At 62.0% G+C, this 14,787-nt stretch carries 14 protein-coding genes; 13 read left to right on the top strand and 1 reads right to left on the bottom strand.

Annotated features, from left to right (window positions below; translation table 11 throughout):
* Positions 1-49: 49 nt before the first annotated feature.
* Positions 50-1,390, top strand: coding sequence for a TldD/PmbA family protein (locus BN1123_RS05250; RefSeq protein ID WP_042025721.1), 1,341 nt, complete (start codon positions 50-52; stop codon positions 1,388-1,390).
* Positions 1,391-1,459: 69 nt separating this feature from the next.
* Here the strand turns inward: BN1123_RS05250 and BN1123_RS05255 are convergent, their stop codons facing one another.
* Positions 1,460-1,948: a zinc ribbon-containing protein gene (locus BN1123_RS05255; RefSeq protein ID WP_026458125.1), complete on the bottom strand. Its 489-nt coding sequence runs from the start codon at positions 1,946-1,948 to the stop codon at positions 1,460-1,462.
* A gap of 145 nt (positions 1,949-2,093) precedes the next feature.
* Here BN1123_RS05255 and leuS point away from each other — a divergent pair, with 145 nt between their 5' ends.
* From leuS to ybeD, 12 genes are all read left to right on the top strand, one after another.
* Positions 2,094-4,670: a leucine--tRNA ligase gene (gene leuS / locus BN1123_RS05260; RefSeq protein WP_042025722.1), complete on the top strand. Its 2,577-nt coding sequence runs from the start codon at positions 2,094-2,096 to the stop codon at positions 4,668-4,670.
* Positions 4,671-4,754: 84 nt separating this feature from the next.
* A complete protein-coding gene (locus BN1123_RS05265; RefSeq protein ID WP_042025723.1) occupies positions 4,755-5,237 on the top strand; it encodes an LPS-assembly lipoprotein LptE in 483 nt (160 codons plus the stop codon).
* The gene (gene holA / locus BN1123_RS05270) at positions 5,237-6,274 is read left to right on the top strand and encodes a DNA polymerase III subunit delta (protein ID WP_042025725.1); all 1,038 of its coding nucleotides are present in this window, start codon (positions 5,237-5,239) and stop codon (positions 6,272-6,274) included. Before BN1123_RS05265 ends, holA begins: the two co-directional genes overlap by 1 nt.
* A complete protein-coding gene (gene nadD / locus BN1123_RS05275) occupies positions 6,271-6,939 on the top strand; it encodes a nicotinate-nucleotide adenylyltransferase (RefSeq protein WP_411662582.1) in 669 nt (222 codons plus the stop codon). Before holA ends, nadD begins: the two co-directional genes overlap by 4 nt.
* Before the next feature lie 106 nt (positions 6,940-7,045).
* A complete protein-coding gene (rsfS, locus tag BN1123_RS05280) occupies positions 7,046-7,381 on the top strand; it encodes a ribosome silencing factor (protein WP_026456714.1) in 336 nt (111 codons plus the stop codon).
* Positions 7,382-7,386: 5 nt separating this feature from the next.
* Positions 7,387-7,854 carry a 23S rRNA (pseudouridine(1915)-N(3))-methyltransferase RlmH gene (rlmH, locus tag BN1123_RS05285; RefSeq protein ID WP_042025728.1) on the top strand — a complete coding sequence of 156 codons (468 nt, stop codon included), beginning with the start codon at positions 7,387-7,389 and terminating at the stop codon, positions 7,852-7,854.
* 103 nt (positions 7,855-7,957) lie between these two features.
* The gene (mrdA, locus tag BN1123_RS05290; RefSeq protein ID WP_042025729.1) at positions 7,958-9,880 is read left to right on the top strand and encodes a penicillin-binding protein 2; all 1,923 of its coding nucleotides are present in this window, start codon (positions 7,958-7,960) and stop codon (positions 9,878-9,880) included.
* Entirely contained in the window at positions 9,873-10,976 is a 1,104-nt protein-coding gene (rodA, locus tag BN1123_RS05295) for a rod shape-determining protein RodA (protein ID WP_042025730.1), read from the top strand. Before mrdA ends, rodA begins: the two co-directional genes overlap by 8 nt.
* Complete coding sequence (gene mltB, locus BN1123_RS05300) at positions 10,976-11,974, top strand: lytic murein transglycosylase B (protein WP_042025731.1); 999 nt, start codon at positions 10,976-10,978, stop codon at positions 11,972-11,974. The genes rodA and mltB overlap by 1 nt, the downstream gene beginning before the upstream one ends.
* A complete protein-coding gene (locus BN1123_RS05305) occupies positions 11,916-12,821 on the top strand; it encodes a septal ring lytic transglycosylase RlpA family protein (RefSeq protein WP_042025732.1) in 906 nt (301 codons plus the stop codon). Before mltB ends, BN1123_RS05305 begins: the two co-directional genes overlap by 59 nt.
* A gap of 182 nt (positions 12,822-13,003) precedes the next feature.
* The gene (locus BN1123_RS05310; protein ID WP_042025733.1) at positions 13,004-14,194 is read left to right on the top strand and encodes a D-alanyl-D-alanine carboxypeptidase family protein; all 1,191 of its coding nucleotides are present in this window, start codon (positions 13,004-13,006) and stop codon (positions 14,192-14,194) included.
* Positions 14,195-14,464: 270 nt separating this feature from the next.
* Entirely contained in the window at positions 14,465-14,728 is a 264-nt protein-coding gene (gene ybeD / locus BN1123_RS05315) for a DUF493 family protein YbeD (RefSeq protein ID WP_026457356.1), read from the top strand.
* Positions 14,729-14,787: the final 59 nt, after the last annotated feature.

The raw sequence follows: 14,787 nt of genomic DNA on the forward strand, positions 1-14,787 counted from the left end.
CCATTAAGCGCCTGAAAGTGGACCTTATGCTGGTAGGGGGGAACGCCTGATGAGCACCATCGACATGAATCAACTGCTTGCCCGCCTGCTGGACAAGGTCGCTAGCCTCAATGCCGAGGCGGATATCATCGCCAATCAGGACAGGGCCTTCTCCCTCAAGGCCGACAAGGGGGAGCTTGGGGAATACAAGGTCACCAGCAGCCAGCAGATTGGTATTCGCCTGATCAAAGAGGGCCGGGTCGGCATCGCCTACTCCGAGTCCCTCGATGAGGCCGCGCTCGATGCCATGCTGCAGGATGCCTGTGACGCCAGCCGTTTCGCCAAGGTGGATGCGGATCAGGCCATCTCGGTCGCCAACAGCCGGCTCACCACCGACTACGCCGAGATCAATCAGCCCGACACCACGCCAGTGGAGGAGAAGATCGCCCTGGCCCTGCGCCTCGAATCGGACATGCTGGCCCTACCGGATGTGACCGGCGCCCCCTACAACAGCTTCTTCGAAGGGGAGAGCCGTCTCTGGCTCGCCAACAGTCTGGGCACCTTCTGCGAGCACGGCGAATTTTCCGTCGGCTGCTACACCTCGGCCCTGGTCGAGCGAGATGGCCGGCAATCCATGCACTCCCAGGGGCAATATGGCCGTCGCTTCGACGAGCTGGATAGCCAGACCCTTGCCCAACAGATCCATACCGTAGCTGCGGGCCTGCTGCCGGGTGAGGCGGTCGCGAGCGGCCGCTACAGTGTCATCTTCAACACCAACTGCCTGGCCAGCCTGTTTGGCTGCTTCCAGGCGGCGCTCTCGGGCAAGTGGGCCCAGCAGGGGATCAACCCCTGGCGGGACAAGGTGGGGCAACCTGTTGCCTCCCGCTGGCTCACTCTGGAGAGCCGGGTCCATATGCCGGGCGGCATGAACATCAAGGCTTTCGACGGCGAGGGTGCCCCCACCTCGGATCTGCTGCTGATTGGCGAGGGGGAACTCAAGACCCTGCTGCACAACAGCGCCACCGCCCGCCACTTCGGCGTGGCGAGCAACGGCTCGGCGGCTCGCGGCGCCCGCAGTGCGCTGGATGTGACCCCTCGTCACCTGGTGTTCGGTACCGGCCCTCATAGCGAGACAGAGGTGCAGAGCGGCGACTATCTGGAGCTGGTCAAGCTGGACGGCCTGCACTCGGGCGCCGATGCGGTCAGCGGCGACTTCTCCTTTGGGGCGTCAGGGTTCCTCTGTCGTGACGGGGTGCGTATCCAGCCGGTGCGCGGCATCACGGTGGCGGGCAACTTCTATCGCCTGTTGGGGGAGCTGGAAGCAGTCGGCGATACCCTGCATCACAACGATGGCAAGGGCTTCTATGCCCCGCTGATCCGCTTTGGCGGCCTTGCGGTGGCGGGCAAGTAACGCCACTGAGGAATCACAAAGAGGCGCCTGATAGCGCCTCTTTTCGTTGGATGCTCAAGAGATTGGCAATCAGGGCGAGAGGGGTTCGCGGTGATATTCGGTGCCGCCGCATTCGGGACAGGTATCCAGCTGCTCGGGACGAAGAACCTTATGGCGCCAGCCACACTGGTTGCACTCCATGACCCCCAGCCCGACCCACTCCCCCGCCTCGTAGACGCCCTTATGCTCCAGCTCGTCCGCCAATTCGCGCCACTCCACCTGGGCCCGATCGGTCACGTCCGCCAGCCAGGACCAGGCAGTGTCCTTGAGCGCCAGCATAAAGGCTGACTCCTCCACCGCCTCATCACTGCGCCCCTCATCATAGTTGCCCAGATCCCGCTTCACGTACTCGGCGATCAGGGCCAGCTCGTCCTGGGTCAGATCGCTGGCTGCCTCCAGATAGGCCTGCACCCTGGCAATCATCCGGTTGAGACGCTCTCCCTGGAACTCTCCGGTCTCCTGCCACTGCTTTTTCAGCTCGGCGATGAAGGTTTCGTATCCTTTTTTATGTTTGTCCATGGCCGTTCCTCCTCTACTAAACCCCGATCAGACCCGGCTTGAGGCCCGAGGGACGCTGGCGGTTGTTGCCGCCGCAGGATATGGGTATTCTATTGCGATTTCCCAGCTGATTTATCTATCCATTTCACAGATCCGGATGTCACCAATGCAAGAGCAATACGTTCCCCAATCAATCGAACCAGCAGTGCAAAAGCACTGGGATGCCAAGAAAACCTTCAAGGCCGTGGAGAAAGTAGACAAGGAGAAGTTCTACTGCCTGTCCATGTTCCCCTATCCGTCTGGTCGTCTACACATGGGTCACGTGCGCAACTACACCATAGGTGATGTTATCTCACGTTATCAACGCCTTAATGGCAAGAACGTGCTGCAACCCATAGGTTGGGACGCATTCGGCCTGCCGGCCGAGAACGCCGCCATCAAGAACAACACGGCGCCGGCGCCCTGGACCTACGAAAACATCGAATACATGAAGAACCAGCTGAAGATGCTGGGTCTGGGTTATGACTGGGATCGCGAGCTGGCCACCTGCAAGCCGGATTACTACCGCTGGGAGCAGTGGTTCTTCACCAAGCTCTACGAGAAGGGCCTGGTCTACAAGAAGACCTCCTCCGTCAACTGGTGCCCGAACGACATGACGGTGCTGGCCAACGAGCAGGTAGTGGACAACTGCTGCTGGCGTTGTGACACCCCGGTGGAACAGAAAGAAATCCCCCAGTGGTTCATCAAGATCACCGACTATGCCGAAGAGCTGCTGAACGACATCGACAACCTCGAAGGCTGGCCCGAGATGGTCAAGACCATGCAGCGCAACTGGATTGGCCGCTCCGAAGGGGTCAACATCAGCTTCGCCATCGACGGGCAGGATGAGCACCTTGAGGTCTACACCACCCGTCCGGACACCTTCATGGGCGTGACGTACGTGGGCATCGCCGCCGGCCACCCGCTGGCCCTGCAGGCTGCCGAACACAATCCGGAGCTGGCCGCCTTTATCGAAGAGTGCAAGAACACCAAGGTGGCCGAAGCCGAGCTCGCCACCATGGAGAAGAAGGGCATGGCCACCGGCCTCTACGCCATTCATCCGCTGGATGGTCGCAAGGCCCCGGTCTGGGTCGCCAACTTCGTGCTGATGAACTACGGCACCGGCGCCGTGATGGCGGTACCGGGTCACGACCAGCGTGACTTCGAATTCGCCACCAAATACGGCCTCGACATCAAGGCGGTGATCAAGCCGGCCGATGGCGAAGTAGACGTGAGCGAGGCGGCCTACACCGAGAAAGGCGTGCTGTTCAACTCCGGCGAGTTCGACGGTCTCGACTTCCAGGCGGCCTTCGATGCCATCGCCACCAAGCTGGAAGCAATTGGCAAGGGCAAACGCACCGTCAACTACCGCCTGCGCGACTGGGGTGTCTCCCGTCAGCGCTACTGGGGCGCCCCCATCCCCATGCTGACCCTGGCTGACGGCACAGTAGTGCCGACGCCGGAAAACCAGCTGCCGGTACTGCTGCCGGAAGACGTGGTGATGGACGGCATCCAGAGCCCGATCAAGGCCGATGCCGAGTGGGCCAAGACCACTTACAACGGTCAGGAAGCGTTCCGCGAGACAGATACCTTCGACACCTTCATGGAGTCCTCCTGGTACTACGCCCGCTACTGCTCCCCGGACTACGACAAGGGCATGCTGGATCCCGCGGCCGCCAACCACTGGCTGCCGGTGGATCAGTACATCGGCGGCATCGAGCACGCCTGTATGCACCTGCTCTACGCCCGCTTCTTCCACAAGCTGCTGCGTGACGCGGGCCTGGTGAACAGCGACGAGCCGTTCAAGCGCCTGCTCTGCCAGGGCATGGTGCTGGCCGACGCCTTCTACTACAAGGACGAAAAGGGTGGCAACGTCTGGGTCAGCCCGACCGACGTCAAGGTGGAGCGTGACGAGAAAGGCCGCATCATCAAGGCGGTGGACCTTGAGGGCCGCGAAGTCATCCACTCCGGCATGACCAAGATGTCCAAGTCCAAGAACAACGGCATCGACCCGCAGCTGATGGTGGAGCGTTACGGCGCCGACACCGTCCGCCTGTTCATGATGTTCGCCTCCCCGGCCGAGATGACTCTGGAGTGGTCCGACTCCGGCGTGGAAGGTGCCCAGCGCTTCCTGCGTCGCCTGTGGCGCATCACCTTCGAACACGTTGCCGGTGGCGCCGTGCCGGCGCTGGATGTGGCCGCCCTCTCCAGCGAGCAGAAGGCGATTCGTCGCGAGCTGCACAAGACCATCGCCAAGGTGAGCGATGACGTGGGTCGTCGCCAGACCTTCAACACCGCCATCGCCGCCATCATGGAGCTGATGAACAACCTGGCCAAACTGGGCTCCGAGCCTCAGGATCGCGCCCTGATGCAGGAAGCGATGGAAGCGGTCGTGGTCATGCTCTACCCCATCACTCCGCACATCGGCTTCGAGCTGTGGAAGATGCTGGGCAAAGGCGAGGACATCGACCACGCCACCTGGCCGGTCGCCGACGAGGCCGCCATGGTCGAGACCGAGAAGCTGGTGGTGGTGCAGATCAACGGCAAGATGCGCGGCAAACTGACCGTGCCGGCCGACATCAACCAGGCCGACGTCGAGAAGCTGGCCATGGCCGACGCCTCGGTACAGAAGTTCACCGACGGCCTGACCGTTCGCAAGGTGATCTATGTGCCGGGCAAGCTGCTCAACATCGTTGCCAACTGATCGTTGCCAAGCGGTGACGGTAAACGGATGATAACGGCGGGCCTTGCGCCCGCCGCTCTTCACTTAACGCAAAGAGGATTTCATATGGGCTCCATCTTCACTCGCTGGATGGCCATCATGCTGGCAGCCCTGCTGCTGCAGGGTTGCGGTTTTCATATGCGCGGCACCGGCATCCCGGCGGAGTTGATGACCATGAAGGTCGTGGGCGACAACAAGAGCGACTTCTACCGCCTGGTCACCACCCGCCTCAAGGCTGCGGGCGTCACCCTGGCCGACAAGGAGGGCATCCCGGTGCTGACTCTGGGCGGCATCGGCAGCTCCAGCCAGGTTGCCTCGGTCAATGCCCTGGGGGCCGATACCGAGTATGTGCTGGGCTTTAGCACCCGCTTCACCGTCGCAGTACCGGGCAAGCCGACTCAAGTCTTCCCCATCAACTTCAACCGCAGCTTCCTGAACAAGCCGGATGCGGCGCTGGCCTCCTCCCGCGAGCAGGAGCAGCTCAACCGCGAGATGCAGGAGCAGGCGGCCAGCCAGGTGATCCGTCAGTTGAGCCAGGTCAGCTTCTGATGCGGATCTACCCCGAGCAGTTTGGTGAACACCTCAAAGCAGGGCTTCGGCCCTGCTATCTCGTTTTTGGCGACGAGCCACTGCTGCGGCTGGAGGCGCTCGACGCCATCCGCCAGATCGCCCGCAAGCAGGGATTCGATGAACGCCATACCTTCGTGGTCGAGCAGGGACTGGACTGGAATCAGGTCTACGACGCCTGCCAAGCCATGAGCCTCTTCTCCGCCCGCCAAATCATCGAGCTGGAGTTGCCCGCCAAGGTCGACAAGGATCTCGCCGCCCGCATCAGCGAGATCGGCAAACAGCTCCACCCCGACCTGCTGCTGGTGTTGAGCGGCGGTCGTCTCAACCAGACCCAGATGAAGGCGGCCTGGTTCGACAAGCTCTACCAGATCGGCACCTATGTGCCGGTCAACCATCCCGAGCCCAAGTTTTTCCCGCGCTGGATGAATGCTCGCTTCCAGCGTTTCGGTCTCAAGGCGCTGCCGGATGCCATCAACTTCATGTGTCACAGCTATGAGGGCAACCTGCTGGCCGCGAGCCAGGAGATAGAGAAGCTGACCCTGCTCTCGCCGCCCCAGCCCATCAGCGTCGCCTATCTGCAGGAGACTATCATCCGCCACGCCCACTTTACCCCGTTCCAGCTGGTCGATACCCTGCTGGAGGGCAAGGTGAACCGGGCCCAGCGGATCCTGGCGGCCCTACGTGCCGAGGGCACCGAACCCGGCATGCTGGCATGGACCCTGTGCCGCGAGCTGGAGCAGCTCACCGAGCTGTCGCTGGCCATGCGCAGTGGCCAACCGCTGGGGGAGCATTTCAGCCGACTGCGCATCTGGCAGAGCCGCCAGCAGCTGATCCAGCAGACGCTGACCCGGCTCCCCTTCGCCAAACTGCAGCAGCTGTGGCAACTGATGGCCCGGCTCGATGACGCCCAGCGCCGCTTCGATACCGAGCAAGCCTGGCTGATGCTGCAGACCCTGGCTCTCGGCTTTCGCGATGGCACCCCGTTGCCGCTGGCGATGGAGGAGAGTCCGTGCTGAAGGCTTCAATCGGCCCGCTGAAGGCTCCTGTCGGCCTGCTGGGGGGGACCTTCGATCCCATTCACATCGGCCACCTGAGACCCGCCATCGAGGCGCGCGATGCCTTGCGGCTCGAAGAGATCCGCCTGATCCCGAACCATATTCCGCCTCACAGGGCACACCCCCTCTGCTCGAGCGAACAGCGTCTGGCCATGGTCCGGTTGGCGGCGGCGGAGAATCGCGGTTTCGTGGTGGATGAACGGGAACTTTGGCGGGACAAGCCCTCCTGGACCATTGATACACTGGTCGAGCTGAGGAATGAGCTGCCCGACACGCCGCTCTGCTTTCTGATGGGGATGGATTCGCTGCTGAGCCTGGCAAGCTGGCATCGCTGGCAGGAGCTGCTCGATTATGCCCATCTGGTGGTGAGTTCACGCCCCGGCTGGCAGCCCGACTATCCCGCGGAGATCGCCGACTTGCTGGCTCGCCACCAGACCACCCGGGTGCAGGCACTGCATCAGCGTCTGGCCGGCCATATCTGGCTGGCGGACAACCAGCCCGTCGCGCTGTCGGCTACCCGGCTGCGAGCGCTGCTGGAGGCGGGACAGGATGTCCGCTACCTCCTGCCCGAGTCGGTTGCACACTATATTGATCAACAGGGGCTCTACCGCGCCACCGGCCAGTAAGACCCTGTCGTAATCCCGTCTCAGCCCAATGGGGAAACGGGATTGACCATGATATAATCCGCCGCCCTCACGCCGTACGAGCGCGCCGGAATACAGGAGAGACTCATTGCAAGGCCAAGAACTACACGCCTTTATCATCGACAAGATCGATGACATGAAAGGCCGCGATATCATCACCATCGATGTGCGCGGCAAATCCAGCATCACTGATACCATGATCATCTGCTCTGGCAACTCCAACCGCCACGTTTGCGCCATCGCCAGTCATCTGGCCAGCGAAGCCCGCCATGCCGGACTCGATCTGCTGAGCGTGGAAGGCCAGCTGAGCGGCGAATGGGTACTGGTAGACATGGGGTCGGTGATCGTGCACGTGATGCAGGACGAATATCGCGACTTCTACCAACTGGAAAAACTGTGGGGCGGCGCCCCGATCCAGGCGTAACGACCATGAAGATCCAGTTGATTGCGGTGGGCACCAAGATGCCCGCCTGGGTAGAACATGGCTTCGAAGAGTACCGTCGCCGTTTCCCGAAAGACATGCCGTTCGAGCTGGTGGAAATTGGCGCCGGCAAGCGCGGCAAGAATGCCGACATTCCCCGCATCCTGCAAAAAGAGGGGGAGGCCATGCTGGCGGCAGCCGGTCGCTCGCGCATCGTCACCCTGGATATCCCGGGCAAGCCCTGGACCACGGAGCAACTGGCCAACCAGCTCGAGGCGTGGAAGTTGGACGGCCGCGACGTGGCCCTGCTGGTGGGCGGGCCCGAGGGATTGTCGCCCGAATGCAAGGCCGCGGCTGAGCAGAGCTGGTCCCTGTCACCGCTGACTCTGCCCCACCCGCTGGTGCGAGTTCTTGTAGCCGAGAGCCTCTACCGGGCCTGGAGCATCACCACCAATCACCCGTATCACAGGGAGTGATCCATGATGTCGTGGCCGATCGTCCCTGCTGCATTTGCGTACTACAGAGAGTGAACCATGCCGTTCTTGCTGTTATTGCCCCCCATGGAGTTGAGGTAGAGGCATGCTGAAACAACGCATCGAGATGCGCGATCACAGTGCCGAGGGCAATCTGTTCTTCCGGCGCACCCTGGTAGCCTACATCGGCATCATAGTGCTGATGCTGGTGCTGCTGGGCAATCTCTATTACCTGCAGGTAGAGTCCTACGACACCTATCAGACCCGCTCCAATGACAACCGGATCCGGGTCGTGCCGGTGGCGCCGCCCCGCGGCCTCATTTATGACGCCAACGGCGTGTTGCTGGCGGAGAACCGCCCCGTCTACAGCCTGGAAATCGTGCCGGAAGAGACCAAGGATCTGGCGAAGACCGCCGACGACCTCATCGCCCTGCTGAAGCTGCCGGAGGGAACCAAGGAGAAGTTCCTGGCCGAGGTGAAACGTCAGCGCCGCTTCAAGCCGGTGGCGCTGTACGAGAAGCTGACCGAGTATCAGGTAGCCCTCTTCTCGGTCAACCAGCACAACTACCCAGGCGCCAGCATCGAGGCCTACCTCAAGCGCTACTACCCGTTTGGCGATACCCTCACCCATGCCCTCGGCTATGTGGCCAAGATCAACACCCGCGACGTGGAACGCCTCGAAAAGGAGGAGAAGCTCGCCAACTATGCCGCCACCAAAGACATCGGCAAGCAGGGGGTGGAGAAATACTACGAGGACGATCTGCACGGGGTGGCCGGCTATCAGGAAGTCGAGGTCAATAACCGCGGCCGGGTGGTGCGCACCCTCAAGTTCCAGCCGCCGATCCCGGGCAAGGACATCTACCTCAACATCGACATCCGGATGCAACTCAAGGCCCAGCAGCTGCTGGGAGGCCAGCGGGGAGCCATCGTCATGATGGATCCTTCCACCGGTGCCATCATCGCCATGGAGTCGAGCCCGAGCTATGACCCCAACCTGTTCGTGACCGGCATCTCCAGCGCCAACTACTCGGCGCTGCTCAACGATCCGGCCCGTCCCCTGGTAAACCGTACCACCCAGGGCATCTATGCCCCCGCCTCCACCGTCAAGCCCATGATGGCGGTGATGGGGCTCAACGAGGGGGCCATTACCCCCAACTATCGCTACTTCGGCGGCCCCAGCTTCTCCATTCCGGGCACCACCAAGAAGTTTCGCGACTGGCGCCGCTGGGGCCATGGCTGGCTCGACGTCTACCGTGCCATCGAGGTGTCGGCGGATACCTACTTCTACGATCTCGCCTACCGGGTCGGCATCGACAAGATCCACGACTACATGACCAAGTTCGGCTTCGGCCGCTACAGTGGCGTCGATCTCTATGAAGAGACCAAGGGTGTCATGCCGTCCCGCGACTGGAAGATGGCGCGCTGGCGCCAGCCCTGGTATCAGGGCGATACCATCTCGGTCGGCATCGGTCAGGGTTACTGGAGTGCCACGCCAATCCAGCTGGCCAAGGCGATCAGCATACTGACCCAGAACGGCCACGACGTGACACCTCACCTGTTGAAGCGCCTGACTTCAGCCACAGGCAACGAAGACGCCCCGGTCAACCAGAAGATGGCTCTGCAGGTGAAAAACGACAGCTACTGGAAAGTGGCCCAGGACGGCATGTGGCGCGTCAACCATGGCCGCGAGGGCAGTGGTCGCCTCTCGTTCGCCAAAGCCCCCTACTCCTCGGGTGGCAAGTCGGGTACCGCCCAGGTGGTCGGTCTCAAGGAGAACCAGGTCTATAACATCAAAACCGTCAAGGCCGAGCACCGCGACAACGCACTGTTCGTCGCCTATGCGCCGTTTGAAGCGCCCAAGGCGGTAGTCGCCCTGGTGCTGGAGAACTCGATTGGTGGCGGCGGTGGTCGAGCCGGTGCGCCTATCGCACGCCAGATGCTGGATGCCTATCTGCTGCCGCCCGACCCCCAGCTGCCGCCGGCGCCGGTCAAGCAGCCCCAATCTGAAGAGGTCGCCCCTCATGAGTAATTCTGCCCGCCAGCAGAGCATCTGGTACAAGCTGCATATCGACCTGCCACTGTTTCTCGGCCTGCTGGCCGTGATGGCCCTATCCATGGTGGTGCTCTACTCCGCCTCAGGTCAGGACATGGACTCCATCGTGCGCCAGCTGGTACGCGGCGGGATCGCCTTCGCCCTGATGATCGCCATGGCCCAGCTGCCCCCTTCCCTCTATGCCCGCTGGTCGGTGCCGCTGTTTGTGGTGGTGGTGCTGCTGCTCATCGCGGTGGATGTGTTCGGCCATATCGGCAAGGGGGCCCAGCGCTGGCTGGACCTCGGCTTTATGAAGTTCCAGCCCTCCGAGGTGATGAAGCTCTCCATGCCCATCATGGTGGCCGCCTGGCTCAGCCGCCACTCGCTGCCCCCCAAGCTCAGCCACGTGGCGATCGCCTTGGTCATGGTGCTGTTGCCGACCCTGCTGATCGCGGCCCAGCCCGATCTCGGCACCTCGATCCTGGTGGCAGCCTCCGGTTTCTTCGTCATCTTCCTGGCGGGACTGAGCTGGTGGCTGATCGGGCTGGCGGTGGTAATGGCACTGGCCTTCATGCCGGTGCTCTGGTTCTTCCTGATGCACGAATACCAGCGCCAGCGGGTACTGATGCTGCTCGACCCGGAAAAAGATCCCCTCGGCCGTGGCTATCACATCATCCAGTCCAAGATCGCCATCGGCTCCGGCGGCGTCTTCGGCAAGGGGTGGCTGCAGGGCACCCAGTCCCAGCTCGAATTTCTGCCCGAACGCCACACCGACTTTATCTTCGCGGTATTCAGCGAGGAGTTCGGTCTGGTGGGCGTCGCCCTGCTGCTGGTGCTCTACCTCTATGTCATCAGCCGCTGCCTGTTTATCTCGATGCAGGCCCAGAGCAGCTTCGAACGTCTGCTTGGCGGCGCCCTGACCCTCACCTTCTTCGTCTATGTGTTCGTCAACATGGGCATGGTGAGCGGCATACTGCCGGTGGTGGGGGTACCGCTGCCGCTGGTGAGTTACGGTGGCACCTCCATGGTGACCCTGATGGCCGGTTTTGGCATACTGATGTCAATCCAGACTCATAGAAGGCTACTCGCCTGATGAGATGGGGTTGGGCACTGCTCTCCCTCTGGGCCATGACGGCCCAGGCCGGTGTGCCGCAGGAGCGTCTGGCGCAGCTCGCCGAGCAGCAACAGGTACCGCTGGCGGCGCTGCAGGCTGCCGCCAAGGAGGCCAAGCTGCGCCAAGAGGTGCTCGACACCATCAACCGTCCCTGGGAGGCCAAGCCCTGGTATCGCTACCGACCGCTGTTCGTGACTCAGGAGCGGATTGCCGACGGACTGCGCTTCTGGCAGCGCCATGCCGCCACCCTGAGCCGGGCCGAGCAGACCTACAAGGTGCCTGCGGCGCTCATCGTGGCCATCATAGGGGTCGAGACCTTCTACGGCCGACAGATGGGGCGTCATCCGGTACTGGACAGTCTCTATACCCTGGGTTTTCACTATCCGGCGCGGGCCGACTTCTTCGCCAAGGAGTTTGCCCAGCTGGTGCTGCTGGCCCGGGAAGAGGGTTGGCCGCTGGCGCGCCTCAAGGGCTCCTACGCCGGGGCCATGGGGATGGGGCAGTTCATGCCCTCCAGCTATCGTCACTACGGCGTCGATTTCGACGGTGACGGCAAACGGGATCTGTTTGCCAATCCGGCCGATGCCATCGGCAGCGTGGCCAACTACTTTGCCGAACATCAGTGGCGCTGGGGCGAGTCGGTGGTCGAACCGGCCCAGACCGGTTTGCTGGCGATCGAGCCCCTGCTGAGATCCGAGCCCGAGCTGACACAACAATGGGCGGAACTGGCGGCGGCAGGCATCGAGCTTGCCATCCCGCCGACCCCACAGACGCCGGTCAAGTTGCTGGCATTCGAACAAGCCGATGGACCGGAATACTGGGTCGCACGGCATAATTTTTATGTGATCACCCGCTACAATCGCAGCCCCCTTTATGCGATGGCGGTGTACCAACTTAGCCAAGCCATTCAGGAAGCGTATGCAACTTCGTCACAAACTCCTCCCGCTCAGCCTGAGCTTGTTGCTGGCCGCCTGTAGCAGCCAGCCGGAACAGAGCGCCCCGGTCGAACAGCAAGCACCGGTCAGCAAACCGCCCGTTATCGAGATACCGCAAGCCACTGGCGCCATTCCGCGCCCCGAGCCCCTGAGTACCAGCGGCAACCGGAACTACTGGATTGGCAAGCAGAAATACGAGGTATGGCGCGACATCAAGCACTACACCGAGGAGGGCACCGCCAGCTGGCTGGCCAAGGATCTGGACGGCAACAAGACCGCCAACGGCGACGTGCTGGACAGCAAGCTGTTCAGCGCCGCCCACCGCAACCTGCCGATCCCGAGCTATGTGCGGGTCACCAATCTGGACAACGGCCTCGAGACCATAGTGCGGGTCAATGACCGCGGTCCGTTTGACAGCAGCCGCCTCATCGACCTCTCCTACGCCGCCGCCGAGCAGCTGGACATGGTCCACACCGGCGAGGCCCGTGTGCGGCTTGAACTCATCAGCGACACGCCGGATCAGCGGGTGATCATGGAGCCGATGGCCCCGATGCTGCCGGCCGAGACACCGGCAGACACCCAGGTTGCCCCCTCGCCCAAGCCGGCCACACCGGCCAGCAGCGCCAGCAAGCCGGTTGCGGCCAAACAGGCTCAGCCCCAGGCGGCCAGTGGTCAGGGCAAGATGATCCAGGTGCTGGCCAGCGGCTCCCGGGAGCGAGCCGAGGCGATGGGCAAGGTAATGACCCAGCGCTACGGCGTGCCCTACCGGATCGACACCCATGGCGCCATCTTCCGGGTGCTGATAGGCCCGATCCCGGCCGACCAACAACTGAGCACACTGGAAAAAGTTCGCCAGGGTGGGCTGGAACAGGCGTTCATCGTGCCCTGATCCCCTCCAGATTGTGGGTCTATCTGCCGGCAAACCCGCTCATCACGTCGCTTTGTGGCGTGGTGAACGGGGCCGATGGATAAAAAACCAGAGTTGATCGCCACGTCGGACTATGACCGGCGGGTGCATCTGGTATAGTTAGGCCCGCATTCATTCCCCATCTGGCTCGCAGGAATTTCAAGATGTCCAAATTTGCCCGTTCCGTTATTCTGGCCTCTCTGATAAGCGCCACCGCTCAGGCCAACACGCCTGTCCCTACGCCGAACGCCAACCCTGTGGTCGTTCCCGCCGCGCCGGAAATCTCCGCCAAGGCCCATATTCTCATCGATTACTACTCCGGTCAGGTGCTGGCCGAGCAGAACGCCGAAGAGCGTCTGCCGCCTGCCAGTCTGACCAAGATGATGACCTCCTACATCATTGGCCAGGAGCTGGCCAAGGGGAACATCAAGCGCACCGACATGGTGACCATCAGCCAGAACGCCTGGTCCAAGAACTACGCCGACTCCTCCAAAATGTTCATCGAGGTGGGCAAACAGGTCTCCGTTGATGATCTCAACAAGGGCATCATCATCCAGTCCGGCAACGACGCCTGCGTCGCCATGGCCGAATTCCTGGCGGGCAGCACCGACTCCTTCGCCAGCCTGATGAACAGCTGGGCAGCCAAGCTCGGCATGAATGACAGCCATTTCGTGAACCCCCACGGTCTGGATGCGGAAGGCCACTACAGTACCGCCCATGACATGGCCCGTCTGGGTCAGGCGCTGATCCGCGATCTGCCGGAGGAGTACAAGATCTACTCCCAGAAGTCCTTCGTCTTCAACGGCATCACCCAGCACAACCGCAACCGCCTGCTGTGGGACCAGTCCCTGCAGGTGGATGGCATCAAGACCGGTCACGTCAGCCAGGTGGGCTACAACCTGGTCTCCTCCGCCACCAACAACGAAGGCATGCGCCTGATCGCAGTCGTGCTGGGTGCCAACAGCGAAGCCACCCGCGCCGCCGAGAGCAAGAAGCTGCTCACCTACGGTTTCCGTTTCTTCCAGAGCCTGACCCCGTACAAGGCTGGTACCGAGCTGGTCACCCAGAAGATCTGGATGGGTGACAAGTCCGAGGTAAAACTGGGCGTCGACCAGGATGTCTCCGTGCTGGTGACCCGCGGTCAGGGCAACAACCTCAAAGCTGACTTCCAGCTCGACAGCGAGCTCAAAGCTCCACTGGCCAAGGGTCAGCGAGTCGGTACCGTGTTCCTCAAGCAGGGCGACAAGGAGATCAAGCAGGTTCCGCTGGTTGCTCTGGAAGAAGTGCAGGAAGGCGGTCTGATGAGCCGTCTGTGGGACTATCTGGTACTGCTGGTTTCCAGCTGGTTCAAGTAACAGAGACGCACAATCCTCACCCAGCAGCGGCGCCAACAGGCGCCGCTGCTGTCTCTGGCCGTCAGGGCAGTGAATAACCCTGCAAACTGCAGGTTCCGCCACACCCCGATTTGTGGTAAAAAGCAGCACTCCCATTCTTGTCTGACCGCTCCGGGCCTTGATCCTGGCCAGGATCGTGCCCATATAGACAGCAATGGCGGCCCCAAGGGGCCACCGGCAACTAGCCATCCAAGATGAAGTCGTCCCCGTGACGATGCAAAAGGTGAGTAAATGAATACCAAGTTTGATGAACTGCTGGAGTTTCCCTGCAAATTCCCGTTCAAGGTGCTCGGCGTCGCCGATCCGGCGCTGCCGGACATGGTGGTGGAAGTGCTGCAGCAGCACGCCCCCGGAACTTACAGCCCGACCGTCCAGCCCAGCTCCAAGGGTAACTATCACTCGGTCCGAGTGACGGTCACCGCCCAGAGCAAGGAGCACATCGAGGCGATGTATACCGCCCTCGGCAAGATCGAGCTGGTGAAATACGTACTGTAACGTCTCTCTCGCCCCGTTCTGCGGGGCGACTGTTTTTGGCAGCAGCCTGCCGTGAGGAA

The sequence above is a fragment of the Aeromonas enteropelogenes genome (assembly GCF_000819845.1).
Taxonomy (GTDB): Bacteria; Pseudomonadota; Gammaproteobacteria; order Enterobacterales; family Aeromonadaceae; genus Aeromonas; species Aeromonas enteropelogenes.